Raw genomic sequence first — 21,961 nt, 5'->3', positions numbered from 1 at the left:
GATTCGGGGCATGGCCGAGTTCATTTACACCATGAAAAACGTGCGCAAGTCGCATGGTGACAAGGTCATCCTCGACAACGCGACGATCCAGTTCTACCCGGGCGCCAAGATCGGTGTCGTCGGGCCGAACGGCGCTGGTAAGTCGACCGTGCTGCGCATCATGGCGGGACTCGACCAGCCGAACAACGGTGAGGCGTTCCTGTCGCCGGGCTACACGGTCGGCATCATGCAGCAGGAGCCCCCGCTCAACGAGGAGAAGACGGTCCTCGGCAACGTCGAGGAGGGCGTCGGCGAGATCAAGCAGAAGCTCAACCGCTTCAACGAGATCGCCGAGCTGCTCGCGACCGACTACTCCGACGAGCTGATGGAGGAGATGGGCAGGCTCCAGGAGGACCTGGACCACGCCGACGCGTGGGAGCTGGACTCCCAGCTGGAGCAGGCGATGGACGCGCTGCGGTGCCCGCCGCCGGACGCCGAGGTCAAGAACCTCTCCGGTGGTGAGCGCCGCCGGGTCGCCCTGTGCAAGCTGCTGCTGAGCAAGCCCGACCTGCTGCTGCTCGACGAGCCGACCAACCACCTGGACGCCGAGAGCGTGCTGTGGCTGGAGCAGTTCCTGGCCAACTACGCGGGCGCCGTGCTCGCCGTGACCCACGACCGGTACTTCCTGGACAACGTGGCCGGCTGGATCCTGGAGCTGGACCGCGGCCGCACCTACCCGTACGAGGGCAACTACTCGACCTACCTGGAGAAGAAGGGCGAGCGCCTGGCGGTCCAGGGCAAGCGGGACGCCAAGCTGGCCAAGCGCCTGAAGGACGAGCTGGACTGGGTCCGCTCCAACGCCAAGGCCCGCCAGACCAAGTCGCGGTCGCGTCTGAACCGCTACGAGGAGATGGCCGCGGAGGCGGAGAAGACCCGCAAGCTCGACTTCGAGGAGATCCAGATCCCGCCGGGCCCGCGACTGGGCAACGTCGTGGTCGAGGTGGAGAACCTCAAGAAGGGCTTCGACGAGCTGCTCATCGACAACCTGTCGTTCAGCCTGCCGCGCAACGGCATCGTGGGCGTCATCGGCCCGAACGGTGTCGGCAAGACGACGCTGTTCAAGACCATCGTGGGTCTGGAGGAACCGGACTCCGGCACGGTCAAGGTCGGCGACACCGTCAAGCTGTCGTACGTCGACCAGAACCGGGCGAACATCGACCCGGAGAAGAACGTCTGGCAGGTCGTCTCCGACGGGCTGGACTACATCCAGGTCGGCCAGGTCGAGATGCCCTCGCGCGCCTACGTCAGCGCGTTCGGCTTCAAGGGCCCGGACCAGCAGAAGCCGGCGGGCGTGCTCTCCGGTGGCGAGCGCAACCGGCTCAACCTGGCGTTGACGCTCAAGCGGGGCGGCAACCTGATCCTGCTGGACGAGCCGACCAACGACCTGGACGTGGAGACCCTGAGCTCGCTGGAGAACGCGCTCGAGCAGTTCCCCGGCTGCGCGGTGGTCATTTCCCACGACCGGTGGTTCCTGGACCGCGTCGCCACGCACATCCTCGCGTGGGAGGGCGACGACGAGAATCCGGCGAAGTGGTTCTGGTTCGAGGGCAACTTCGAGGGCTACGAGCAGAACAAGATCGATAGGCTGGGCGCGGAGGCGGCCCGTCCGCACCGAGTGACGCACCGCAAACTGACCCGGGGCTAGATGGTTGATTCCTTGCTCGTTTTGCGTGGCGGTGCGGGTGGCGGAACCTGAGCGGTTCCCTGGACTGCGGGTGCCCCTCCTGATGTATGACCGATACACGGCGGAGGGGCCGTCCTCGCCGGGAAACCGCTCAGAACCCGCGGCGGCGCGAGTTGCGAGGGTGGGCCAAGCGCTGCGCGCTTGCGGCAGCTCATGCCGTTGTTGGTAGACGCGTCGCGGCTGCGGCCTATAGAAAAGGAATCAATCGTCTAGAACGGAGGCGCCTTGGCGAGCGTGTCCGGACCACCCAACCCAGGCTCGGCGCAAGGACTCCTCGAACCCGCGCACCAGATGCGGTGGAGGGTCCCCGAGCTCGCGTTGGTGCTCAGTGATCGCGCTGTCGCGCTCGCCAGGCGCGCCGGTGACCAGGCGGCTCGGTTGCGCGCGGAAGCGCTCGCCCTGTTCGCCTCGAACCGCTTGGGGCGAGGTGTCCCGGCCACCGGCCGGGCCCTCGCCGCGGTCCGCGACGCCGAATCGGCGGGCGACGCCGAGGTGACGGCCGAGCTGCGGGTCGAGCTGGCGTGGTGCGCGTGCGCCGCGGGCAGCCCGGAGGTCGCGGCCCGGATCCTGCGGCCGGTGCTGGAGCAGGAGCGGATCGAACCGTCGCTGCGCGCGCACGCGCTGCTGGCGCTGGCGGCCTCGATGCCCGTGCACCAGCAGGACGGTTCGCGGACCGAGGCGCTGGACGAGGCCGAGCGGCTGTACGGCGCGGGGGAGAGCAACCGGGACATCGCCCGGCTGCTGCAAGCCCGCGTCTGCGCGGCCCGCGCTGGGCACCACCGCCGGCTGGGCGAGTTCGCCGAGGCGACGGAGGCCGCGGACGCGGGGCTGGACCAGCTCCACCAGCTCGGTGACCCGGCGGCCGACAGCGGTGAGATCCGGACCCGGCTGGTGCTGGAACGGGTGCAGTCGCTGCTGGAGCTCGGGCACCGGCCCGAGGCGGTCACGGCCGCCGAGAAGGTGCTCGCCGAGCCGGTGCGCGCTGCTGCGGCCGGTCCGGTCGGTTGGCTGGGGTTAGCGCTGGCCACCCGGGTGCACCTGCCCAACGGCGACCACGCGGCGGCGCTGCGGGTGCTCGGCGACACGGCGGCCATCTCCGAGCGGCACAAGCTCGACGGCCTGCTCGCCGAAGCGCTCAACACCCTGTCCCAGGTGCACGAACGCAGCTCGGAGTTCCCCGATGCGCTGCGGGCGCTGCGCGGTGCTTACGCGGCCGACCGGCGTTGGCGTGCTGCGGTGCACCACGCGCGGGCCCGGCTGCTCGCTGAGTACCCGGAGCTCAGCAAGTGCGTGGACGTGCCCCGGCAGTCGAGGGGATCGGGGTCGGCGCCGCCCGAATCCGGCCCGTCGGAGGCTCCCCTGCCCGGCCCGCAGTCCGGGCACCAGGCGGAGCGGTTCCCGGAAGCGGACGAACAGCGGCCCGGGGCCTGGCCTGCTGAGCCGCGAGCGTTCGAATCCGAATTGCGGATCAGCTTCGCGGAGACCGAACGGCTCGACGTCCGGGCCGACGACGTTCCGAGCACCGAACTCGGTGTCGAGCTCGGCATCATCAAGGTGCCGAGCGTTGATGCGAAGGCGGGTGAGTCCCGAAGCGCTGAACCCCAGGCGACGGGCGCTGAGACGATCCAGGCCGCGGATGTTGAACCGTCTTCGGCCGAGATTCGGAGCAGCGAGGATTCCGACCAAGCGGTGCCCGGTGCCATCGAGGCTCCGAGCACCGGCGCTCCGCCCGGCGCGGCTGTGCCATCGGGATCGGCCGACGAGGCGACGGAGCTGCTGCCCAGGCCGCGGCCGGACTCCGACGATGCTGCCGACGCGGCTCGCCTGCTGATGGAATCCCTCACCAGCCGGGCTGCTGAGCTGCGTGAAGAGCGCCGCCACCGGCAGGAGGAGACGAGCGGATCGCGAACGGCGGACGAGCCGACGATGCTGCTCGACCCGGCGCTGTTCGAAGACCTGATGGCCAGCGCGCACCAGCGCCGCGCCGAGCAGGCACCTGCCGCAGCGGATGCCGCCGACCAGGAGCACCACGAGCAGGCGGAGGGCAGCGGGCGATCGGACTGGTGGCCCACGGAGCTCTTGGACCAGCCGTCCAGCGCGGAGGACACCTTCCCTGACCTGCCCGTCACGCAGCCGGAGCCGTCGCTCGACTGGCAGATCGGGACCGAACCATCCAGCGCGGTCGACCCGGAACCCGCGGCGGCCGCCCTGCTCCCGGAACCGCTCGGCTCGGACCTGCCCGCCGACACCACCACGATCCTGCCGGTGATCGCCCCGGAGCCCGCGGAGCAGCGACCAGCGGCGCCGCGGCACGGTGCACCGGAACCGGTCGCCACCGAAGCACCGGAAGACGACCGGCGCAGCGAGGCCGCACCGGCCGGAAGCAGCGCGGACGAGGCGCCGAGCCGGGGCGAGAGCGGCGGACGGCGCTCGCGCGGCCGGTCGCTGGCCGAGATCAGGGCGAGCCTCCAGCTGCCCGAACAGCCCCGCGGCGGCCGCCGCCGGGCCCGGCACGCCGAGCCGGACGAACCGGAGCCCGCCGCCGAGGCGGTCGCCCGGCACCGCCAACCGGAAGAGACCGCTGAGGACACCCACCCGGAGCTCCCCACCGCCACCCCGGAACCCCCGCAGGCGGAGCTCCCGGCTGAGGACACCCACCCGAACCTGCCGGTGGCCGAGCCGCAGCCGGAGCCGCCGGTCGATTCCGTGGTGCCGGAGAAGGCAGGCCTCGCCGAACTGCTCACCGAGGCCCTGCTGGCCTACGAGAGCGGCCGCCGCGGCGAGGCGGAGGCCGGGGCGGCCCGCTCCGGCCGGCACAGCGAACCGCATGTGTCCGGGATCACCGAGCCCTCCAGGCTTTCCCGGAGGTCGTTCCAGTCCACATCGGACGATCACGGGGCAGGTGCGGTGGCGCGGCACCGGCGGCCTGGATTCGACGCTGCGGCGACGGATCCGCTGTTCTGAAACGTCCAGGTAATCGATCATTGTGCCGCTCTTCACGCGCAAGACCACCGGGCTGCCCTCCGGCCGTGGCGGGAACTGGCAGTCTTATGGTGGAACCTGTGGGCACAAAGAGGTGCCGTCAAGCGTGGAGCTGCCTGAAGATGACCTCGAATCCCGGACAGTTGAAGACCGGACGACCGCAGACCGATGGGGAAGACTCGGCTGGGGAGCGATCCGGGAACCCCGAAATCGTCAAGAGCCGCCTGCTCGACAGAGCGGCGGAGACCGCGCCGGAGCTGGCCGAGCTGTTGCGCGCCTACTACCGGCACGTCCCCGCCGAGGAGTTCGTCGACGACGAGCCCGCCGACCTGGTCGGCGCGCTGCGCTCGCACCACAGGCTGGCCGCGACGCGGGTCGCCGGCCGACCGCTGGTGCAGATCTTCAACCCGGAGCGGTCCACCGACGGCTGGCAGAGCCCGGCCACGGTGGTGCAGATCGTGACCGACGATTCCCCCTACCTGGTCGATTCGGTGATCGCCGAGCTCGGCCGCGACGGCGCTGCGGTGCAGCGCATCATCCACCCGATCATCGCGGTGCGCCGCGACGTCGCCGGTGAGCTGCTGGAGGTGCTGCCCGGCGCCGACCCGGCCGCGCCGCCCGCCGACTCGCTGGTCGAGAGCTGGATGTTCGTCGAGGTGGACCAGGTCACCGACCCCGAGCGCCTGGACGCCCTCAGCCACGGCCTGACCGACGTGCTCAACGACGTGCGCGAGGTCGTCGAGGACACCGAGCGGATGCACGCCGCGGCCCGCGCGCTGGCCGATGAGCTGGAGCAGAACCCGCCGCGGCTGTCGGCGGCGGAGGTCCACGACGGAGCCGGGCTGCTGCGCTGGCTGGCCGACGGGCACTTCACCTTCCTCGGATACCGCCACTACGAGCTGGTCGAGGACGGCTCCGAACCGGCGCTGCAGGCCGTGCTGGCCTCCGGCCTCGGCGTGCTGCGCGGCGACAGCGTCGCCGCCCGCAGCCTCGCCGCCTGGCCGGACGCACGTGCCAGCGCGCTGGCGCCGGAGCTGCTGGTGCTGACCCAGGCCAGCGAACCGTCCACAGTGCACCGTCCGGTGCACCCGTTCTACGTCGGGGTCAAGACCTTCGACGAATCGGGTGCGGTGACCGGTGAGCACCGCTTCCTCGGCCTGTTCACCACCACGGCGCTGCACGAGAACGTGCTGGACATCCCGTTCATCGAGCGCCGGGTGCGCGACGTCATCCACGGCGCGGGATTCCCGATGGAGTCCTACTCCGGCCAGCGGATGCTGGAGGAGATCCAGAACTACCCGCGCGCCGAGCTGTTCTCCACCGACCCGGGCACGCTGCAGGACACCATCACCGGTGTGCTGGCGCTGGCCGAGCGCCGCAAGCTCAAGCCGTTCCTGCGCCGCGACCCCTACGGCCGCTTCTACTCGGTCCTGGTGTACCTGCCGCGCGACCGCTACACGACGAGCTCGCGGCTGGCCATGCAGGAGGTGCTGCTGGCCGAGCTGGGCGGCACCAGCCTGGAGTACAGCACGCGGGTGGGTGAATCCGCGCTGGCCCGGGTCGCCTTCGTGGTGCACACCGATCCGGAGAACCAGGTCGAGCCGGACCTGGGGCGCATCCAGCGGCGGCTGGACGAGGCCATCCACACCTGGGACGACCGGATGGTGGAGGAGGTCGACGCCGAGCAGTCCGGCTCCAGCCGCGACGGGCACGTGGCCCGCAGCCTGTCGGAGGCCATGAGCCAGCTCGGCCAGCACTACGCGGCGAGCTTCCCGGAGGCCTACAAGGAGGACTTCACCGCCGCCGAGGGCCTCGCCGACCTGCGGCGACTGGAGTCGCTGACCGGCCCCGACGACCTGAAGATGTCGTTCTACGCGCCGCGCGACTCCAGCGGCGGGCAGCGCCGGTTCAAGATCTACGTCGGCGGCCGGGTCACCCTGTCCCGCGTGCTGCCGGTGCTGCAGAGCATGGGCGTCGAGGTCGTCGACGAGCGCCCGTACGAGATCTCGCTGGACAGCGCCGACCAGCAGTACTGGATCTACGACTTCGGCCTGCGGCTGGACGCGGAGCTGCTGGACAGGGTCGATTCGAGCCTGCTGGACACGCTGCGCGAGCGCTTCGAGGAGGCCTTCCGCGCCACCTGGCTCGGCGCCGCCGAGGTCGACCGGTTCAACGCGCTGGTGCTGCAGGCCGGGCTGAACTGGCGCCAGGCGTCGGTGCTGCGCGCCTACGCCAAGTACCTGCGGCAGGTCGGCATCGCCTACAGCCAGGACTACATCGAGGACGCGATCCTGGCGCACCGCACCACCACGACCACGCTGGTCCGGCTGTTCGAGGCGCGCTTCGACCCGGCGCTGGAGGCCGCGGACCGCGAGGCCCGCGAAGCCGACCTGGTGGACGAGGTCACCAAGCTGATCGACGAGGTGACCAGCCTCGACGCGGACAAGATCCTGCGCAGCTACCTGAGCCTGATCCGGGCCACGCTGCGCACCAACTTCTTCTCCGCCGACCCGGACCGGGAACGCCCCTACCTGGCGTTCAAGCTGGAGCCCAAGGAGATCCCCGGGCTGCCCGAGCCGCGCCCGCAGTTCGAGATCTTCGTGTACTCGCCGTGGGTGGAGGGCGTGCACCTGCGCTACGGCTCGGTGGCCCGCGGCGGGCTGCGCTGGTCGGACCGCCGGGAGGACTTCCGCACCGAGATCCTGGGCCTGGTCAAGGCGCAGGCGGTGAAGAACGCGGTGATCGTGCCGGTCGGCGCGAAGGGCGGGTTCGTGGTCAAGCGGCCGCCGTCGCCCACCGGTGACCCGGCCGCCGACCGCAAGGCGACGCTGGACGAGGGCATCGCCTGCTACCGGATGTTCATCTCCGGGCTGCTGGACCTGACCGACAACCTGGTCGGCGGCGCGGTCGCCCCGCCGCAGGACGTGGTGCGCCACGACGGCGACGACAGCTACCTGGTGGTGGCCGCGGACAAGGGCACCGCGACGTTCTCCGACATCGCCAACGACGTGGCCAAGTCCTACGGCTTCTGGCTCGGCGACGCCTTCGCCTCGGGCGGCTCGGTCGGCTACGACCACAAGGCGATGGGCATCACCGCCAAGGGCGCGTGGGAGAGCGTCAAGCGGCACTTCCTCGAACTGGACCTGGACACCCAGAGCGAGGACTTCACCGTGGTCGGCATCGGCGACATGGCCGGTGACGTGTTCGGCAACGGGATGCTGCTCTCCGAGCACATCCGGCTGGTCGCGGCGTTCAACCACATGCACGTGTTCATCGACCCCGACCCGGATCCCGCGGTGTCCTTCGCCGAACGCCGCAGGCTGTTCGAGCTGCCGCGCTCGACCTGGGACGACTACGACCGCAGCAAGATCAGCGCGGGCGGTGGCGTGTGGTCGCGCTCGCTGAAGTCGATCCCGCTGAACCCGCAGATCCGGCAGGCGCTGGGCATCGACGAGTCGGTGCGCCAGCTGGCCCCGGCCGACCTGATCAAGAAGATCCTGCTGGCCCCGACCGACCTGCTGTGGAATGGCGGCATCGGCACCTACGTCAAGGCGAGCGGCGAGACGCACGCCGAGGTGGGCGACAAGGCCAACGACGCGGTCCGGGTCAACGGCGCGGACCTGCGGGTCAAGGTCGTCGGCGAGGGCGGCAACCTGGGCCTGACCCAGCTGGGCCGGATCGAGTTCGCCCGGGCAGGCGGCAAGGTCAACACCGACGCGCTGGACAACTCGGCGGGTGTGGACTGCTCCGACCACGAGGTCAACATCAAGATCCTGCTGGACCACCTGGTGGCCGAGGGCAGGCTGACCGGTGAGCAGCGCAACGAGCTGCTGGCGGACATGACCGACGAGGTCGGCGAGCTGGTGCTCACCGACAACCACCGGCAGAACGCGGTGCTGGGCATCTCCCGGTCGCACGCCGGGCCGATGGTGTCGGTGCACGCCCGCCAGGTCACCGCGCTGGAGAAGAGCGCCGGGCTGGACCGCAAGCTGGAGGCGCTGCCCACGGTCAAGGAGTTCCGCGAGCGGGAGAAGACCGGCGAGGGCCTCAGCTCGCCCGAGCTGGCGACGCTGATGGCGCACGTCAAGCTGTCGCTGAAGCGGGACGTGCTGGCCAGCGGCCTGCCGGACACCGAGGCGTTCGGCAGCCGGTTGCCGGAGTACTTCCCGAAGCCGCTGCAGGAGCGCTACGCCGACGCGATCACCGCGCACCCGCTGCGCCGCGAGATCATCACGACCCTGCTGGTCAACGAGATGGTCGACGGCGGCGGCATCTCCTTCGCCTACCGGCTGGCCGAGGAGATCAGCGCCTCGACCACGGACGCGGTGCGCGCCTTCGCGGTGGTCACCAACGTCTACGACCTGCACTCGCTGTGGCGGCAGATCGACGCGCTGGGCGGTTCGGTGCCCAGCTCGGTGGCCGACGAACTGGTCCTGGAGAGCCGCAGGCTGCTGGACCGGGCGGCGCGCTGGATGCTGAACAACCGGCCGCAGCCGCTGGCCATCGGCGCCGAGATCGCCCGCTTCCGGCCGGTGGTCGCGGAGCTGTCGAGCGCGGTGCGCGGGCTGCTGCGCGGCCGGGCGGCCGAGGGCGCCAGCGAGATGATCGACCGGTGGACGGCGGCGGGAGTGCCGGTGGAGCTGGCCGAACGGGTCGGCACCCTGCTGGACTCCTTCGCGCTGCTGGACATCCGCGAGGTCGCCGAGCTGGCCGAGCGCGATGCCGGGGTGACCGCCGAGCGCAGCCCGCGCGAGAGCGCGGACCTGTACTACACGCTCGCCGAGCACCTCGACGTGGAGCGGATGCTGCTGGCGGTCAACGAGCTGGAACGCGGGAACCGGTGGCACTCGCTGGCCCGGTTGGCGTTGCGGGATGATTTCTACGCATCGCTGCGCGCGATCACCATCGACGTCCTGCGGACCAGCGATCCGGGGGACGACTCCGAGCAGAAGATCGCTCACTGGGAGTCGGCCAACGAGTCGCGACTGGCGAGGGCCAACTCGTCGCTGGAGCAGATCAAGAGCTCCGGCCGGCTCGATCTGGCCACGCTGTCGGTGGCCGCGCGCCAGCTGCGCAGCATGGTCCGGTGAGTTGCCGGGTGGCTCGCGGGCGACCGCGGGCCACCCGCACGGCAGGAAGGGAGCTCCCCAGTGGGCGCGTTCGTAGCAGAGGTGGCCCTGCGCTGGTCCGACATGGACGCGTTCGGGCACGTCAACCACGCCCGGACGATCACGCTGCTGGAGGAGGCCCGCGCCGATCTGCTGTTCACCGAGGCCGAGCGGCAGGGCCTGCTCGGCATGGCCGAGGGCATGGTGGTGGCCCGGATCATGATCGACTACCACAGCCCGCTGCTGTACCGGTCGAAGTCGCTGCAGGTCCAGATGTCGGTGCGGGATCTGAAGGCGGCGTCGTTCGTCATCGACTACACCGCCTACGCGCAGGAAGCGGTGGCCACCGCGGAAACCCTGATGGTGCCCTACGACCTGCGGGCCGGTCGGCCGCGGCGGCTGACCGCGGAGGAGCGCGCCTTCCTGGCCGAGTGGCAGCTGGAAACGGCGAAGTCGGAGAAGAGCCGTGCCTGAACTGCGAATGCCCGACGCGGTCGAACGCGAGGACCTGGGCGCGTTCGTGGCGCGAGCGGTGCGCCTGGACGGGCAGGCGCTGGTGCGGCTGCGCAACCGCGCGAACACCGGTCGCGCGGACGTCTGGGCGGCAACGCCCTTCGACGCGCTGTGCACGAGATCCGTTGCGGCAGAGGTGGAACCGGCGGACCTGACGGTCTCCGGCAACGAACTGCTGGCGACGCTGACGGTCGCGGGCGGCCCGGTGATGGACCCGGGCCCGCCCCGCGATCTGATGTGGCGCTCGGAGCTGCCCCCGACCACGGGCTGGCAGCGCGTGGACGACCTCCCGGCGCGCGTCGTCGGCGAGGTCGCCGAGCGCGGTATCGACGTGGCCAAGGACAACGTCGGTCCGAAGGGGACACCGCCGGCGTCGCTGCTGGACCAGGAGGTCTTCACGGTCTCCGGCGCGGGCTACGAGGTGAAGGTCCCGCTGCGCTGCCTGTTCGTGCTCTCCGGCATGGGTTTCCTGGTCACCGAGCCACCGGAGTCCGAGATCGTCCGGGTCAGCGCGACGGACGCCTGGCTCCGCCTGGACTCCCGCTACGGCGCGGTCGTCCGCCGCCGCCACGCCCTCCTCCCGCTGCTGATCTGACGCTGATTCGTGGTTCCCGCTCCGCCGGGGTGCGAGGACGACTACGTTCGGCTCAGCGGACCAGGTGATCGGGAGTCGGTGTGGGTGTCCTGGAGGAGATCGAGCGGATCGTGCTCGGCTCCGAGCTGTCGGTGCCGGAGAAGGAAGCGCGCGTCATCGCGCGCTTGGTGGAGTGCGGGGTGCCCGCGGCGGCCGAGTGCCTCGTGGCGACTTCCGACAGCCGCGTTGCCTCGTTCGTCGCGGTGTACCTGGAAATGGTTCCTGGCGCCGAAGCCGAGAAGACCCGCGCGGCCGAGCGGCTGCGCGGCACCACCGGTGACCTGGTCAGAGCCGCTTCCAGACTGGTGCGCTGGTTGCCCGGCAGCCTCCTCGACGCCTACGTCCAGGACTACTTGGCCGCGCCGGAGCCGGATTCGCCGCTGTCCTCGGTGCTGTTCTCCATCGCGGTGCACCACCCGGAACGCGTGCGCCCGCACGCGGACCGCGTCGAAAGCCCGAGCGTGCAGCGCATCCTGCTCTCCGGCGCTCCCGACGAGGTCGCCGACCGGCTGTTCGCGAGGTGGCACGAGACCCGCGATCTGGACCATCTGCACGATCTGGCGCTGATCCGGACCGAGCACGCCGCCGACCTCGTCCAGTCGCTGAAGAGCGATCGCGAGCTCATGGAGGACTGGGACTGGTTGATGCCGCTGGCCGGGCGACTGCCCTACGCCGGCGCACCGGCGGGTTTCCGCCCGGCCTTCGCCGGTTTCGTCGCCGACGCCGGTGCGAGTCCGCACGTCATGGGCGGCGTGCCGACGGGCGACGTGCCGCTCTGCGCGGACTGCGGGGCACCGGCCGAGCGCGTCCTGACCCTGTCGGCGCGGGACCTGCCGCACGCCCTGACCCGGGATCCTTCCTTCTACTGGTTCACCTGCGACTGCTTGGAAGTGGACCGCATCGTCGTCGGTTTCACCTCGAACGGTGTGCACGTCCACTTCGGACCGCAGGGGCCGGGTGGCAGCTCCGACCGCCATGTCGTCCCCGGCGAGCGATCGATGGTGCTCGAACCGCATCCGAACCAGATCGGCTTCAGCCTGCCCGCGATCGCCGGGAGGTCCCGGCACCAGGTGGGCGGGCTGCCGCACTGGCCCTCGCCGGAAACGCACCCGTTCTGCCCGGGTTGCGGCGACTTCATGCCGTTCCTGATGGCGATCGACAGCGGCCCGACCCCGTTCGGCGCGATGGGCTTCGAGTCGCTGCTCTTCGGCTTCTGGTGCGATCCCTGCGCGGTGTCCGCCACGCAGATCCAGTTCTGAGCGCCCGACGTGGCTTTCTCCGGCACGCCTGATCAGTCGAGGAACACGACGGTTTCCGCGCGTGCTGTGCGGACGGGGGCTGCCGTCGCGTCCTCGAATCCGATCGACACGCCGCAGAAGAGCACGAGGTCGTCCGGCGGGGCGACGACTTCCGCGACGGTTCCCCGGTACACCGACCACGCCATCTGCGGGCAGCTGTGCAATCCCTCGGCGCGCAGCAGCAGCATGAGCGTCTGCAGGTAGATGCCGATGTCGACCCACTGGGCCGAGCCCATCTCCCGAGGGATGTAGCAGAAGAGGGCGGCCGGGGCGCCGAAGCAGTCCCAGTTGGCGGCGACGGCCTGCCGACGAGCCCGCTCGTCGGCACGTGCGATCCCGAGCGCGGCGTACCGCTGTTCGGCAGCGAGCGCGCGACGTTCGCGGTACGGCGACTTCAACGTCGGCGGGTACATCTCGAACTCACGCGGATCCCCGGGATCACCTGCGGCCACGCGCTCAGCGGTGCGCTTCTTCACCTCGGCCAGCGAATCGCCGGTCAGCGCGTAGCAGCGCCACGGCTGCAGGTTGCCTCCGGACGGAGCACGAGAGGCAGCGGCGAGCACGCGTTCGAGCGCCTCCCGCGGTACTGGTGCGTCGATGAACCGGCGCACCGCTCGGCGGCTGTCCACCGCGTCGTAGACGTTCATTGACAGGCACCACCAGCCTGGTCGAGCGCTGTCGCCCTATGATCGGAAGAGGTCATCGGTGCTCCCGCTGCGTCGGCTGTGTTGTGGTCTCCCCTCTGTTGACGGCTGGCGACGGGAAGAGGTGACCGATGAACGAGCACGATTCGCTCGCGGACCGTTTCGAGGCTCAGCGCCCGCACCTGCGAGCGGTGGCGTTCCGGATGCTCGGTTCCACGAGCGAGGCGGAGGACGCCGTCCAGGAGACGTGGATGCGCCTGGACCGAACCGACCGCGCGGACATCGTGAATCTCGGCGGATGGCTGCGGACGGTCGTGTCCAACGTGTGTCTCGACATGCTGCGCTCGCGCCGGGCCAGGCGTGAGGAGCTCGTCGGTGAACAGGTCCCCGACCGAAGTTCGCCAGTCGGCCAGGAAACCCCGGAACGGGAAGTGATCCTCGTCGACGAGGTCGGCCGCGCCCTCCTGGTCGTCCTCGACGCGCTGACTCCCGCGGAACGGGTCGCGTTCGTGCTGCACGAAACGTTCGCAGTACCGTTCGCCGAGATCGCGCCCATCGTGGGGCGTTCGCCAGTGGCAGCGAAGAAGCTCGCCAGCCGCGCGCGCCGGAAAGTGCGGGGCACTCCTTCGGTCAGCGGCGCGGAACTCGCTGAACACCGGCAATTGGTCGAGGCGTTCCTGGCTGCTGCACGCTCCGGAGACGTGACCGGGGTCGTCGCGGTGCTGGCTCCCGACGTGGTGCGGGTTGCCGACCGTGCAGCGCTGTCGGCGGGGCGAGCGACCGAGGTCAGCGGTGCGCAGGCCGTCGCGGAGGAGATCGCGGGGTTCGGACGCAATGCGCGGTTCGCGGAACCGGCGCTGGTGAACGGGGCGGTGGGACTCGTGGTCGCCCCGCACGGAAGGTTGCTGCTGGCCCTGGCGATCACCGTCGAAGGAACCAAGATCGCTCGGTACGAGCTCATCGGGGATCCCGCTCGGCTGCGGTCGCTCGAACTGGCCGTTCTCGACACGTGAGTCCGGCGCTACCAGGTCGCCTTGGCCGGTCAGGTCCCGTGAGTGCTTTGGGGCGCTACAGCACCCCAAAGCACTCACGGGTTCAGTCCTGGACGAGTCGCAGCGAGACGTAGTGGTTGATGCCGCTCCAGCGGGTGTGGCGCACCTTCTTGCGCTTGTACTCGCGGAAGCCGAGCTTCTCGTACAGCCGCAGCGCGGGCTCGTTGATGTCGGAGACCTCTTCCAGCAGGTACTCGCGGTACTGCGGCAGGGCGAGCAGGTGGGTCAGGAGGGCCTTCGCGGCGCCCTTGCCGCGGAATCTCGTTGCGGAGGCGACGAATTCGATCGATGCCGTTCCCTCCCGCGGTTCGGCGAGGGCTTCGGTGAACATGCGCTGGAACATGACGCCCGCGAAGGTCCCCTTGACCGGCCCCAGGTGCTTGCGCAGTTCCGCCGGGTCGCTCTGCGTCGAACGCCGCCGTCCGTCGGTGCACGCGGCGATGGCCGCGGGCTCGCCGTCGACCAGCGTCACGTGGAAGACGTCGAGCACCAGCATGTGCTCGAAGGCGTCGACGAGCTTGCGCGGATCCTTGGAGAAGAAGGTGAAGTCGGGGCCGAACCCGTCGATGAAGACTTCGGTGATCCGTCGCCGGTAGCTCTCGCCCAGCTCCGCGGCCGGTCTGACGTCGATCATCATGCCTTCTCCCCGGATCGCCGGGTGATGAGTGCCTGCACACCGTCCAGCAGCAGGTCGAGCCCGAAGGTGAAGTCGGTGTCCTCGACCCACTGCTCCGCCGGGCCGAAAGCGCCCGCGTGCACGGCCGCGTGCAGCGCGGGATGCCCTCGGTCGTCGAGGACGCGGGCGAGGACTTCGGCGTAGCCGACGGGCCCGGGCGGCGCTTCGCCGACCGCGCCGTGCAGGCCGATGGCGAGCGTGGCGCTGCTCCGGGCGTAGCCGGACAGCGCGGTGGCGATGTTGATCGCCTCGCCGGCGTCCAGACCGGTGCCGTCCAGCGCGACCAGCGCCCGGTCCAGCCAGCGCAGCGCGCGCGGCCCCGTCGGCGGGACGGCCGGTGAGCCGCTGAGCAGCCACGGGTGACCGGCGAGGAAGTCGCGGTTGGCGCGGGTCCAGGTCGTGAGGTACTCGCGCCACGGCACGCCGTCGGGCTCCGGCGGTTCCGGCACGACCGCGTCGGCCATCGCGGTCAGCAGGTCCTCCTTGCTGCCGACGTAGCCGTACAGGGCCATCGTCGAGACGCCGAGCCGAGTGGCGACGCTGCTCATGCGCACTCCGGCCAGTCCGTCGGCGTCCGCGATCGCGATGGCCGCGGCGGTGATCCGGTCGAGGTCCAGGCCTCGCCGCGGCCCTCGCCGGGAAGTGGGTTCCAGGCCCCACATCCGGGCGATTACCGCGGGGATCTCCTGCTCTTCTCCGATGACGCACCTCCGCGCTTCCCGATCCGGCGAACGGCTCCGATAAATACCGTAGCGCGTACACTATATCGGGTACGGAGTTGGCTCACCGCTGGTGCACGGATTCGACGGTGTACAGGTGCGGCTCGTACCGATCCGCCAGTTCGGCGGCCAGCTTCATGTGCCCCTGGGCGGCCGGGTTGCCGAGCATGGCGTGGAAGTTCCTCGGCGGAACGCCACTGGGCGCAGTTGGTCACCTTGGTTCCGTCGGTGCTGGCGTGGATGTTGGCCGAGACGAAGCCGGGCAGGTGCCGGCGTTGCGGAGCAGCCCACCACGGGCCGGGCCCGGCCGGTGACGCTCACCGAGCAGGGCCGCGCGCTGCTCGACGAGGCGGACGGCATCGTGCTCGACGCCGACGACCGCATGACGGCCGGGCTCGCCCACGCCGACGTGCGTCGGCTGGCCGAGCTGCTGACGGCTTGCGCGGAGAACCTGGCCTGAGCGTTCAGCCGAGGTCGGCGAGCTTGCGTTCGAGCACCGCCCGCTCGCGCTGGTTGCCGCACCGCTGGATGGCCAGCTCCAGCTCGGCGCGTGCCCGGTCGGTGCGGCCGAGCCGGATGAGCAGTTCGCCGCGAACGCTGGGCAGCAGGTGGGAGTTCGGCAGCGCTCCGGTCGCCGCCAGCTCGTCCACGATCGCCAGCCCGGCGGCCGGCCCGCTGGCCATGCAGATCGCGACCGCCCGGTTCAGCTCCACCACCGGCGACGGCGCGAGCCTGCCGAGCGCCTCGTAGCAGAGCACGATGCGATCCCAGTCCGTCGTGTCGACCGACGCCGCGACGGCGTGGCACCCGGCGATCGCCGCCTGCAGACCGTAGGCGCCCAGGCCTCGCCCGGCCTTCTCGGCGCGGGCCAGCGCGGCTCGGCCGCGGCGGATCGAGGTGCGGTCCCAGCGGCGGCGGTCCTGGTGTTCGAGCAGCACCGGCTCGCCGTCCGGCCCGGTGCGCGCCGGGAAGCGCGCTGCGGTCAGCTCCAGCAGCGCGAGCAAGCCGTGGACCTCCGGTTCCTCCGGCATCAGACGGCTCAGCACCCGCGCCAGGCGCTGCGCTTCGTGCGCGAGATCGACCCGGATCAGCTCGGTGCCGGAGCTCGCCGACGAGCCTTCGGTGAAGATCACGTAGATCGCGCTGAGCACCGAACCCAGCCGCTCGGCGCGCTCCGCGGCCGCGGGCACGGCGAACGGCACCCGGGCCGCGGCGAGCGTCTTCTTCGCCCGGGTGATGCGGGCCTGCAGCGTGGCGGTCGGGACCAGGAACGCCTTGGCGATCTCGTCGCTGGTCAGGCCGCCGATCACCCGCAAGGTGAGCGCGATCCGCGCCTCGGCCGACAGCGCGGGGTGGCAGGCGGTGAACATCAGCGCGAGCACGTCGTCGTCGATCCGGTCCGGGTCCCACAGCGCATCCTCGGCGCCGTCCTCGCCCTGGTCGTGGGCGAGGACGGCGTACCGCTCGTCGAGGGCGGCGCGGCGGCGGAACACGTCGATCGCGCGGCGCCTGCCAACGGTGAGCAGCCAACCCGAAGGGCTGGCCGGCACACCGCTGCGCGGCCACGTCACGAGCGCCTCCGCGAGCGCCTCCTGCGCGAGGTCCTCGGCGAGCGCGAAGTCACCGGTGTAGCGGGCCAGCGCGCCGACGATCCGCGCCGACTCGATCCGCCACACCGCCGCGACGGCGTCCCGGCTCAGAGCTGGCCGGTCGTCTCGCGCCAAGCCCGCTCCTTCCGGACCCACTCGTTGTCCTGCGGGAACTCGTCGATGCTGGAGATCCGGCGGATCTCGCACTTGCTGCCGGGCCCGGCCATCGGCGCCCGCTTCGCCCACGCCACGGCCTCCTCCTTGGAGGCGACGTCGACGATCCAGTACCCGCCGAAGAGCTCCTTGCTCTCGCCGTAGGGGCCGTCGGTGACCACCGGCGGCTGGGACGAGTAGTCGACGACCACGCCCTCCGCGGCGTCGTCCAGGCCCTCGGCGGCCACCAGCACGCCCGCCTGGATCATCTCCTCGTTGAACCGGCCCATCGCTTCGAGGATCTCGTGGAAGTCGACGTCCTTGAACGCCTCGTGCGACTCCTCGGTGGCGCGCATGATCAGCATGTACTTCACGGTTCTGCCTCCCTGGACTGTCCGGGTCCGCTCCGGACCCGCACTCCCAGGTCGAACGGGAGGACAGCGGATCGACACGCCCCGCGAACTTCTTCCGACAGGTTCCGGAAAGCCTACGACGCGCCGCCGTCCTGCCGCGATCACGAAGTCGCGGTCGGCGGCTCCGCGGTCGGCGGGTCCGTCGTGGTGGGCTCCGTCGCGGTGGGTTCCGGAGTGGTCGTCGGCGCGGTCTCGGTCGGCTTCTCGGTGGCGGTCGGCGGCACCGTCGTCGTGGGCGGCTGCGTGGTGGTGGGCGGGTTCGTCGTCGTGGGCGGAACGGTGGTCGGTTCGCCGGTCGGCGGCGTGGTCGTCGGGTCGGCAGTCGTCGGCGGATCAACAGGCGTGGTGCCCTCCGGCGGCGACGCCGGCGGCACCGGGGCCTGCGCAGGAGGCTGCGGCGAGGTGCTCTCGGCGGGCTCGTCGCTCGGCGGGCCCGCCGGCGTCACCGCCTCGCTCGAACCCGAAGCCGGTGGTGGTGGCGGCTCGGGAGCGGGTGGGGCCGGGCGTCGCACCACCACCGGGGAGCCCGGCGCCGTCCAGGTGAGCGGGTCCTGCAGGCCGTCCGGGCCGCTGTCGACCGGGCGTTCGGTGAACGGCGGCAGCCTGCTGAAGATGTCCGGCGGGATCAGCCCGAAGAACGGGTCCGCCAGCGGCGCGGTCAGCACGTAGCAGCCTGCCGCCACGGACGCTCCCAGGAACGCGGTGGCCAGCGCGACGCGGAACTGCTTGCGCAGCGGGAGCCGCGGGTTGGCAGGCGGCACCGGGGAACCGAGCGGCTCGTCGGTCAGCCAGCGCTGCACCGCGGGCCCGCCGCGGGCGTGGGACGACCACACCTGGCCGAGCCACGTGGTGGCGTTGTGCAGGCGGTTGCGCAGGGTCCCGATCGGCAGCGGGTGCGTCGACAGCGGCGAACGCACCCAGCCGGACTCGGCCTGCTCGATGTCGTCGACGATGCTGCTGAGACGCTCTTGGAGGAGCACCGGATCGGTCGGGGCGGGCATGGCCTCACCCCTCGGCGTCGCCGAAGCGGAGGCTGGACAGCGCCACGCCGTCGTAGCGCCACCACCGCTCGGTCGACAGGTCCAGGATCCAGGCGTCCTGCTCCCGCAGGACCAGACCGACGCGCAGCGCGCGGTGCCGGAACGTCGATTCGTCGATGGCGCCGCTCTCCAGCTCGTCGAGCAGAGCCCGGTAGTCGGCCATCGCCTTGCCCAGCGCCGGCGGTATGTCGACCGCCCCGGCGCCACCGGTCCGATGCCGGAAGTTCATGGAGCCACCCCCCAGAGGCACGTGCACGTCCGTCGTCCACGCGACCTCAGAATGGCCCCCCGCGTACAGGGGCGAAAGTCCTACTGGGGGAGAAACGCCTGATCAGGAGCGTCGGGAGAACCGGTCGGCGAGCCAGCCGACCGACTCGCTGACGGCCGCCTCCAGCGGACCGCGGCGGAAGAAGCGGCGCCAGGCCAGCGGGAACAGGACGGCGAAGATCAGGAACACCTCGGGCATGAAGGTGCAGACGAGCGCCACCAGGCCCTCGGGCACGTGACCGTCGCGCGGGAACGCGGGCATGCCCGGCAGATCGGGCAGGTCCGGGCCCATCGCCGACAGCTGCGCCAGCGGCTCCGGCACCCCGCTGAGCGCGTAGCCGCCGACGACGATCAGCCAGGCCATCGCCACCGCGTGGCAGGCGTAGAGGGTCAGCGCCATCGATCCGGAGACCGCCATCGGCTTGAGGAACCGGCCGGCCCGGTCGGCCAGCACCAGGCACAGCGCCAGGATCACCAGCGAGATGCCGCCGGAGTTGAGCACCTCGAAGGTCGTGCCGCTGTGCGAGGTGGTGCCCAGCAGCCAGTTCGGGTGCTCGACCGGCACGGTGCCCTCGGTGGGCTCCGGCGGCCTTCCGCCCACCGCTTCCAGCAGCCACTCCGACACCCGCCACGCGGCCAGCGACACGGCCAGACCGGCCGCCGCCAGCCAGCACCGGACCTTCGTCGACCGCAGGTCCATGCGCCCGACGGCCATCCCGAGCAGCACCAGCGGCAGGTAGGAGGCGGCCGGGTAGAAGCCGAGCAGCAGCAGGTCGAAGACCCCGGCGTTGGCGATCAGGTGCCCGGGATCGACCGCGTTCACGGCGCTGACCAGCCACGCCACCGGGGTGTCCCCGGCCATCCAGCTGCGCAGCACGAACGACAGCTGCGGCCCCACCGCGGCCGCGATCGCCGCGGCGATCAGCAGGCCGCGGGTCCGCAGCCGGATGAAGGGCACCGCGAGCAGGAAGTACAGCCCGTAGAACGGGATGATCACGGTGAGCAGGAAGCCGGTCGACTCGGTGGCCTTGGCCAGCGCGATGCCGAGCACCAGCAGCAGTCCCGCCCGCAACGCGATCCGCAACCGGGCCTGGCGCAGCGCCTCGCCGGTCGGGGGAGTGGTGCGCCCGGACAGCAGTGCCAGCGAAACGCCGGCCAGCAGCGTGAACAGCGCGGTGGACCGGCCGCTGGAGAACTGCGCGACCAGCACTTCCGCGTCGCCGGTCAGGAACGGCACCCCGAAGTGGATGCAGAACATGCCGAAAACGGCGAGGAAGCGGGCGACGTCGACCCCGACCAGTCGGCCGGTGCGTGGTTGCGTCCGAGCCGCGCTCTTTTCGGGCGCAATAGCAGTCATGGCATCCAGCGGGGTCTAGGGGCGTCTTCCGACGGACAACGGTACCCAGGTTAGAACGAGCCCCCGCACCGCCTGTTGCGCCTACGAGGCCAGGCTCACACCAGCCAAGCGGCGGTACCGGGCGGCAGGTCGTCGCCGTCCACCGGGCGCGAGGACAGCAGCAGCTCGCCGGGCGGCAGCGGCACCGGAGCCGGTGAGGTGTTCAGCGCGCAGATCAGGCTGCTGCCGACGCGCCGGAACGCGAAGCAGTCCTCCGGTGCGCCGAACCACTCCACCTCGTCGCCGGTGAACGCCGGGTGGCTGCTCCGCGTCTCCAGCGCGTGCCGGTAGAGCGAGAGCGTGGACTGCTCGTCCTCCAGCTGCGATTCGACGGTGAAGGCCGCCCACTCCGCCGGGATCGCCGACCAGTCGCCCGCGGCCCGGGAGAACCCGAACGGCGGCAGGTCGCCCTCCCACGGCATCGGGATCCGCTCGGTGCCCGGCAGCCCCAGCTCCTCGCCGTGCCGCAGGCACACCGCGCCGGGCAGCGCCAGCTGCACAAGCGCCATCGCGCGGACCGGGGTCAGCGCGGCGTCGTCCCGGCTGCGCCGGCTGTCCCGGGTGGCCATCGCCCACGCCGTGCGCGGCCCCGGCCCGCCCAGCGCACCGGTGATGACCTTGCGCAGCGACTCGGCGGCGAACCCGGCGATCGTCAGGTCGAGGTTGAACGACAGGTGCCAGTCACCGGCGCCGATCACCACGCGGTCCGGGTAGCCGGCCAGCACCGACCGGATCGCCCCGGCCGGGTCCTCGCGCGGCGCCAGGTGGAACCCGTCCACGCCGTGCGCCAGCCACGGTTCGAGCACCGCGCGGGGGTCGGCGCGCGCCGGGTCGACGTCGAGCGCGACCATCACCCGCATCTCGGCGTCGTGCGCTTCGGCCAGCAGCTCGGCGAAGTCCGCCGCCGCCGGGTCCAGCCCCGCGGTGCCCGCCAGCAGGATCGCGTCCACGCCGAGCAGCTCCAGGTAGCCGAACCGGCCGCGCAGTCCTTCGAGGTCACCGACCCCGTCACCGTCGCCGTCGGCGAACGCGCCGACGTCGACCTGGTAGCACACCGCGTCCCACCACCACGGCCGATCGCCGTGGCCCCGTGCGTCCGCCGCCTGCATCACCGGATCCTTCTCTTGAAGTTCTCCACCACCGATACCGCCACCTCTTTGAAGCGGCGAAGCCGCTTGGCCCACGCTCGGCGCTTGCACCGCCGCGGGTTCTCAGCGTTCGCCTGGCGAGGACGGCCCGGCCGCCGTGTATTGGTCATACATCAGGCCGGGCACCCGGAGTCCAGGCGGGCGCTGAGGTTCCGCTACCCGCACGGCCACGCAAAACGAGCCTGGAACCTCACTCCTCAGTTCAGAACCAGGAGTTGACCATGCTCTCGGCGGCCATCTCCATGTACTGCCAGAGCTGGTCGCGGTGCTGCTGCGAGAGCTCGACCTCGTCCACCGCGATCCGCATGCAGCGCAGCCACGCGTCGCGCTCGGCCGGGCCGATCTTGAACGGCGCGTGCCGCATCCGCAACCGCGGGTGCCCGCGCTGCTCGGAGTAGGTGTGCGGGCCGCCCCAGTACTGCATCAGGAAGAGCCGGAGGCGGTCCTCGGCCGGGCCCAGGTCCTCCTCGGGGTAGAGCGGGCGCAGCAGCTCGTCCTTGGCCACCTCCTCGTAGAACTTCGCCACGATGCGGTGGAAGGTCGCTTCGCCGCCGACCTGCTCGTAAAAGCTCGTCACGGAAGTCACGGGGCACATCCTCTCAGGGG

At 71.2% G+C, this 21,961-nt stretch carries 18 protein-coding genes; 8 read left to right on the top strand and 10 right to left on the bottom strand.

Features of this window, described 5'->3' with window-relative positions:
• Positions 1 to 10: 10 nt before the first annotated feature.
• The 6 genes from ettA to ATL45_RS05790 all read left to right on the top strand — a co-directional run bounded on the left by ettA (position 11) and on the right by ATL45_RS05790 (position 12,219).
• A complete protein-coding gene (gene ettA, locus ATL45_RS05815; protein WP_093152465.1) occupies positions 11 to 1,684 on the top strand; it encodes an energy-dependent translational throttle protein EttA in 1,674 nt (557 codons plus the stop codon).
• A gap of 360 nt (positions 1,685 to 2,044) precedes the next feature.
• Positions 2,045 to 4,687 carry a hypothetical protein gene (locus tag ATL45_RS05810; RefSeq protein WP_143121635.1) on the top strand — a complete coding sequence of 881 codons (2,643 nt, stop codon included), beginning with the start codon at positions 2,045 to 2,047 and terminating at the stop codon, positions 4,685 to 4,687.
• Positions 4,688 to 4,827: 140 nt separating this feature from the next.
• The gene (locus ATL45_RS05805; protein WP_093152461.1) at positions 4,828 to 9,795 is read left to right on the top strand and encodes an NAD-glutamate dehydrogenase; all 4,968 of its coding nucleotides are present in this window, start codon (positions 4,828 to 4,830) and stop codon (positions 9,793 to 9,795) included.
• 60 nt (positions 9,796 to 9,855) lie between these two features.
• Positions 9,856 to 10,287, top strand: coding sequence for an acyl-CoA thioesterase (locus tag ATL45_RS05800; protein WP_093152459.1), 432 nt, complete (start codon positions 9,856 to 9,858; stop codon positions 10,285 to 10,287).
• Complete coding sequence (locus ATL45_RS05795) at positions 10,280 to 10,921, top strand: DUF8010 domain-containing protein (RefSeq protein ID WP_093152457.1); 642 nt, start codon at positions 10,280 to 10,282, stop codon at positions 10,919 to 10,921. Before ATL45_RS05800 ends, ATL45_RS05795 begins: the two co-directional genes overlap by 8 nt.
• 80 nt (positions 10,922 to 11,001) lie before the next feature.
• Positions 11,002 to 12,219 carry a hypothetical protein gene (locus ATL45_RS05790; RefSeq protein WP_093152455.1) on the top strand — a complete coding sequence of 406 codons (1,218 nt, stop codon included), beginning with the start codon at positions 11,002 to 11,004 and terminating at the stop codon, positions 12,217 to 12,219.
• A 32-nt stretch (positions 12,220 to 12,251) separates the two neighbouring features.
• Here ATL45_RS05790 and ATL45_RS05785 read toward each other — a convergent pair whose 3' ends face one another.
• On the bottom strand, positions 12,252 to 12,905 hold the full coding sequence (locus ATL45_RS05785) for a nitroreductase (protein ID WP_093152452.1): 654 nt from the start codon (positions 12,903 to 12,905) through the stop codon (positions 12,252 to 12,254).
• Positions 12,906 to 13,033: 128 nt separating this feature from the next.
• Between ATL45_RS05785 and ATL45_RS05780 the strand changes: the two genes are divergently transcribed.
• On the top strand, positions 13,034 to 13,915 hold the full coding sequence (locus ATL45_RS05780; RefSeq protein WP_093152450.1) for a sigma-70 family RNA polymerase sigma factor: 882 nt from the start codon (positions 13,034 to 13,036) through the stop codon (positions 13,913 to 13,915).
• 82 nt (positions 13,916 to 13,997) lie between these two features.
• On the opposite strand, the gene ATL45_RS05775 is transcribed toward ATL45_RS05780, so the two are convergent.
• Together ATL45_RS05775 and ATL45_RS05770 are read right to left on the bottom strand one after the other, a co-directional pair.
• On the bottom strand, positions 13,998 to 14,591 hold the full coding sequence (locus ATL45_RS05775; RefSeq protein WP_093152448.1) for a GNAT family N-acetyltransferase: 594 nt from the start codon (positions 14,589 to 14,591) through the stop codon (positions 13,998 to 14,000).
• Positions 14,588 to 15,292 (bottom strand): TetR/AcrR family transcriptional regulator, encoded by a 705-nt coding sequence (locus ATL45_RS05770; protein WP_246025182.1) that lies wholly within the window; start codon positions 15,290 to 15,292, stop codon positions 14,588 to 14,590. The genes ATL45_RS05775 and ATL45_RS05770 overlap by 4 nt, the downstream gene beginning before the upstream one ends.
• A 367-nt stretch (positions 15,293 to 15,659) precedes the next feature.
• Here ATL45_RS05770 and ATL45_RS38735 point away from each other — a divergent pair, with 367 nt between their 5' ends.
• Positions 15,660 to 15,809, top strand: a complete 150-nt coding sequence (locus ATL45_RS38735; RefSeq protein ID WP_170210167.1) for a winged helix DNA-binding protein — start codon at positions 15,660 to 15,662, stop codon at positions 15,807 to 15,809.
• A 4-nt stretch (positions 15,810 to 15,813) separates the two neighbouring features.
• On the opposite strand, the gene ATL45_RS05760 is transcribed toward ATL45_RS38735, so the two are convergent.
• From ATL45_RS05760 to ATL45_RS05730, 7 genes are all read right to left on the bottom strand, one after another.
• Complete coding sequence (locus ATL45_RS05760) at positions 15,814 to 17,073, bottom strand: RNA polymerase sigma factor (protein WP_246025181.1); 1,260 nt, start codon at positions 17,071 to 17,073, stop codon at positions 15,814 to 15,816.
• Positions 17,046 to 17,465 carry a YciI family protein gene (locus ATL45_RS05755; RefSeq protein WP_093152443.1) on the bottom strand — a complete coding sequence of 140 codons (420 nt, stop codon included), beginning with the start codon at positions 17,463 to 17,465 and terminating at the stop codon, positions 17,046 to 17,048. The genes ATL45_RS05760 and ATL45_RS05755 overlap by 28 nt, the downstream gene beginning before the upstream one ends.
• A 140-nt stretch (positions 17,466 to 17,605) precedes the next feature.
• Positions 17,606 to 18,505 carry a hypothetical protein gene (locus tag ATL45_RS39290; protein WP_177241972.1) on the bottom strand — a complete coding sequence of 300 codons (900 nt, stop codon included), beginning with the start codon at positions 18,503 to 18,505 and terminating at the stop codon, positions 17,606 to 17,608.
• A 4-nt stretch (positions 18,506 to 18,509) separates the two neighbouring features.
• Positions 18,510 to 18,773: a hypothetical protein gene (locus tag ATL45_RS05745; RefSeq protein WP_093152439.1), complete on the bottom strand. Its 264-nt coding sequence runs from the start codon at positions 18,771 to 18,773 to the stop codon at positions 18,510 to 18,512.
• A gap of 102 nt (positions 18,774 to 18,875) precedes the next feature.
• Positions 18,876 to 20,168 (bottom strand): heparan-alpha-glucosaminide N-acetyltransferase domain-containing protein, encoded by a 1,293-nt coding sequence (locus tag ATL45_RS05740; protein WP_121505298.1) that lies wholly within the window; start codon positions 20,166 to 20,168, stop codon positions 18,876 to 18,878.
• A gap of 95 nt (positions 20,169 to 20,263) precedes the next feature.
• Positions 20,264 to 21,316 (bottom strand): alpha-amylase family glycosyl hydrolase, encoded by a 1,053-nt coding sequence (locus tag ATL45_RS05735; RefSeq protein ID WP_093152437.1) that lies wholly within the window; start codon positions 21,314 to 21,316, stop codon positions 20,264 to 20,266.
• Between the two features lie 241 nt (positions 21,317 to 21,557).
• Positions 21,558 to 21,950: a globin gene (locus ATL45_RS05730; RefSeq protein ID WP_177241971.1), complete on the bottom strand. Its 393-nt coding sequence runs from the start codon at positions 21,948 to 21,950 to the stop codon at positions 21,558 to 21,560.
• Between the last annotated feature and the right edge of the window lie 11 nt (positions 21,951 to 21,961).

The sequence above is a fragment of the Saccharopolyspora antimicrobica genome, assembly GCF_003635025.1.
GTDB classification, from domain to species: Bacteria; Actinomycetota; Actinomycetes; order Mycobacteriales; family Pseudonocardiaceae; genus Saccharopolyspora; species Saccharopolyspora antimicrobica.
The sequence above is the reverse complement of the archived record's forward strand: the minus strand, read 5'-3'. Positions and strand labels throughout refer to the sequence as shown.

Excerpts from the sequence above, each read along its gene's own strand:
- ettA (WP_093152465.1), top strand. The coding sequence starts at position 11 with ATGGCCGAGTTCATTTACACCATGAAAAACGTGCGCAAGTCGCATGGT.
- ATL45_RS05805 (WP_093152461.1), top strand. The coding sequence starts at position 4,828 with ATGACCTCGAATCCCGGACAGTTGAAGACCGGACGACCGCAGACCGAT.
- ATL45_RS05785 (WP_093152452.1), bottom strand. The coding sequence starts at position 12,905 with ATGAACGTCTACGACGCGGTGGACAGCCGCCGAGCGGTGCGCCGGTTC.
- ATL45_RS05780 (WP_093152450.1), top strand. The coding sequence starts at position 13,034 with ATGAACGAGCACGATTCGCTCGCGGACCGTTTCGAGGCTCAGCGCCCG.
- ATL45_RS05775 (WP_093152448.1), bottom strand. The coding sequence starts at position 14,591 with ATGATGATCGACGTCAGACCGGCCGCGGAGCTGGGCGAGAGCTACCGG.
- ATL45_RS05770 (WP_246025182.1), bottom strand. The coding sequence starts at position 15,292 with ATGTGGGGCCTGGAACCCACTTCCCGGCGAGGGCCGCGGCGAGGCCTG.
- ATL45_RS39290 (WP_177241972.1), bottom strand. The coding sequence starts at position 18,505 with ATGCCCGCCCCGACCGATCCGGTGCTCCTCCAAGAGCGTCTCAGCAGC.
- ATL45_RS05745 (WP_093152439.1), bottom strand. The coding sequence starts at position 18,773 with ATGAACTTCCGGCATCGGACCGGTGGCGCCGGGGCGGTCGACATACCG.
- ATL45_RS05740 (WP_121505298.1), bottom strand. The coding sequence starts at position 20,168 with ATGACTGCTATTGCGCCCGAAAAGAGCGCGGCTCGGACGCAACCACGC.
- ATL45_RS05735 (WP_093152437.1), bottom strand. The coding sequence starts at position 21,316 with ATGCAGGCGGCGGACGCACGGGGCCACGGCGATCGGCCGTGGTGGTGG.
- ATL45_RS05730 (WP_177241971.1), bottom strand. The coding sequence starts at position 21,950 with ATGTGCCCCGTGACTTCCGTGACGAGCTTTTACGAGCAGGTCGGCGGC.